This window comes from Arenibacter amylolyticus (assembly GCF_002150785.1).
GTDB lineage: Bacteria > Bacteroidota > Bacteroidia > Flavobacteriales > Flavobacteriaceae > Arenibacter > Arenibacter amylolyticus.
Genome location: NZ_MTAZ01000097.1, coordinates 1 through 2,856 on the forward strand (window position 1 = coordinate 1; position 2,856 = coordinate 2,856).

2 protein-coding genes are annotated in these 2,856 nt (G+C 40.7%); both read right to left on the reverse strand.

Annotated elements, in window-relative coordinates:
- Nucleotides 1–580: 580 nt before the first annotated feature.
- Nucleotides 581–1,042 carry a UpxY family transcription antiterminator gene (locus BV214_RS16590; protein ID WP_086478613.1) on the reverse strand — a complete coding sequence of 154 codons (462 nt, stop codon included), beginning with the start codon at nt 1,040–1,042 and terminating at the stop codon, nt 581–583.
- A gap of 389 nt (nt 1,043–1,431) precedes the next feature.
- Entirely contained in the window at nt 1,432–2,574 is a 1,143-nt protein-coding gene (locus BV214_RS16595) for an MraY family glycosyltransferase (RefSeq protein WP_086478614.1), read from the reverse strand.
- Nucleotides 2,575–2,856: the final 282 nt, after the last annotated feature.

Genomic DNA, 2,856 nt, shown 5'->3' on the forward strand with positions numbered 1-2,856 from the left:
AGCACCCTCTATTTTCTACTTACACAAATTGCGGGATAGTGTCCAGTACGAGTTCAGCTTTTAAGCCTTGGCTAAAGCCGAAATGCTGATTCCCTTTTGATCCCCGTGATAAATCACGGGGCTATTCAATATTTTTTTTGAGTTTTTGAGTTTTTGAGAAGTTGAGAGAAAGTCCACCCTTTAGGGTAGGGGTAAGACTTTTTCTGCTATAAATCGTTTATAAAGAAGTTCTCGACTGCCCGACAGAATGGTTCTTTCGGTTGGTGCTCGACCAGACAAAATATTATTGTTCCCTAAAATCCCTGCCTACTGATTACCGTTTACTGATTACTGGACTCACTACTTTGTACTCAATACTATAAAAAATCCCTCCGCTTTGCACTTTCAGGCAAACCACCTCCCTTTATACTGCGACTACGCTTCGCACAGGGTAAAGGGAGGAACTTTTTTGATTTCATCCTTGGAAGGGGGCAACCTATATCAGGGACGTACATAATTGCTAACTGTTTATTGATTATTGAAAAATCGTTTACTGACCACTTCTTACTGATTACTGGTTACTGAACCCATCAATACTAAGCTAGATTTCTAGCTTCACTACATAACCAAGTCCCTCCAAAACCACCCAACACTGATTACCAGAAACATACTTTACTGTTCCTTCCTGAGCTTTGAAGCCCATTTTTGTGAGGTCTAATTTGGTGCCGGGTTTAATGGCTTCTACTTCTATATTGTGATTGTTTTTACTGGATTCTACCTCCTGGAGGGCGTCTACCTCTTCTTGAGTGACAACAGCGGGTTTACCTAGCCAAAACATGTATCTGAGGACCCCAGGAGCCTGGAAAACACTGTTTCTGGCATTCTCCTCGATGTTTACCAATATCATGGAGGGTAATAAGGGAACTTCCACTTTCTTCTTACGATCGCTCCATTGACGAATTTCCGTACGTAACGGACAGTAAGCCTCTATGCCAATATTCTGTAGACGTAGCGCGACTTTCTTTTCATTCTGGGGTTTTGTATGAAGGACGAACCAGGGCATAGTTTAATTTGGAAATTTGTTAATGAGTTAATTTGAAAATGATTTTCTAATGTGAAAATGTAACAGTTAATTAATGTAACAATGGGGTATTCTGAAATTTTAACAGTGAGTCAATTTAGACCTCTCGATACAATTTTATTCCGCTCCGCTTCATAAAACCACCTGCCTCGACTGCAGGCGGTCCTACCCCGGCAGGCGGGCTCGAAGTGACGGGGATTTCTATGAAAAGGTATCAATTAATGCAACAATTTGTTAATGTACTAATGTATTGCATTTACTCCCTATTGCTTATAGCCTAGAGCTTCAATTCTTATTTCAACTTTTCATTTAATCCTACTGACCACTGATCACTTTTTACTGATCACTGAACCGACCTACTTCACACTTTCCTAGCCAATCAATTTCTTGATGTTCTGCGGAACAGTGAGGCGGATTTTACCTTCCTTGCGGGTGATGAGCCATGGGGAGCTATAGATTAGTGGCATAAAAAACAACAATAAGCATAGCTGGGTGTTGATGGTTAGTCCACTGATCGTTATAGCAACGAGGATAACGCTAATATTTAGCAAACCCAGAATCATTGTAGCTTTTTTATGGGTAAACTTCATGTCCAACAAGCGGTGGTGTATGTGGTTACGGTCCGCACTGAACGGACTGCGCTTCTGTGCGATGCGAATAGTAAACACCCTAAGCGTATCCAGTAACGGAAAGGACAAAATGGCAATCGCTAGAATTGGTGCATGTCTTAGTGCTTCAGAGTTTGTAGCCACCGTATTGTAATTTAAAAAGGAAACTGCCTGGTAGGTCAATAAGAACCCTACAAACATAGAGCCTGAATCGCCCATGAATATTTTACGTTTTCTGGATAGGTTGTATCTAAGGAATCCCAAAAGGGCACCTATCAAGGCAAAGGATACCAGAATCATGGCGGTGCGATCGTTTAAAAAATAGAAGGCGCCAAAAGCCGCACTGGTAATAGTACCTATGGTTCCTGCGAGTCCGTCCAATCCATCTATCAGGTTAAAGGCGTTGATGACCACTATAAACACAAAAAGTGTTAATAGTACCGATATCAAATACGGCAGTTCGCCTAATCCAAAAATGCCATACCCGTGGGTAATCCGTAGGTCGGTAATTAATACCACTACACCTGCGGCAAATATTTGTATGATCAATTTTTTCTTTGGGGATATCCCAATCAGGTCGTCCTTCACCCCGGCCGACATCAGCAAAATGGTTCCAGCAAGGATGGCAAGGATATCTAAAAGGCTCTCTCGTGGAAGTCCTAATAAGAGCGACATGGTAATAAGGGTGATGGTAAAAATAATAAAAACTATAATCCCTCCTAATGTTGGAGTTCTGGTAGTGTGCATGCTCCTACTTACTGGGGTGTCCATTAGCCTTTTTCTACTAACCAGAAGAATCATAACCGGGTAGGCGCGTAAAGACACTAAAACGGAAACAAGTAATACTACCAACACCATAAGGTATTTGTTGGATAACAATGAGGATGCGTACTCTAACGTTGTCATGGTTGGAATTTAGGGATAAATAGTTTCTCTATAATAGCTAATAGCTCAAGTTAGCTCTTTACGGGGGAAGAAAATTGAGCATCACTTGAAGTGATGAACTTACAAGTTGCAATAAAATTTAAAAACAGCTGCAAAGATAGCTATATTTAAACTTATGGGGAAATTTTAATTTGAAAAGGGGGGGGGTAATGGAACAATATAACGATTTGCTAATGTAGCAATGGGTTTTTGATTTGTCAATTTGGAAATGTGTTGATTTGGACTTCTCGATACAATTTTGCT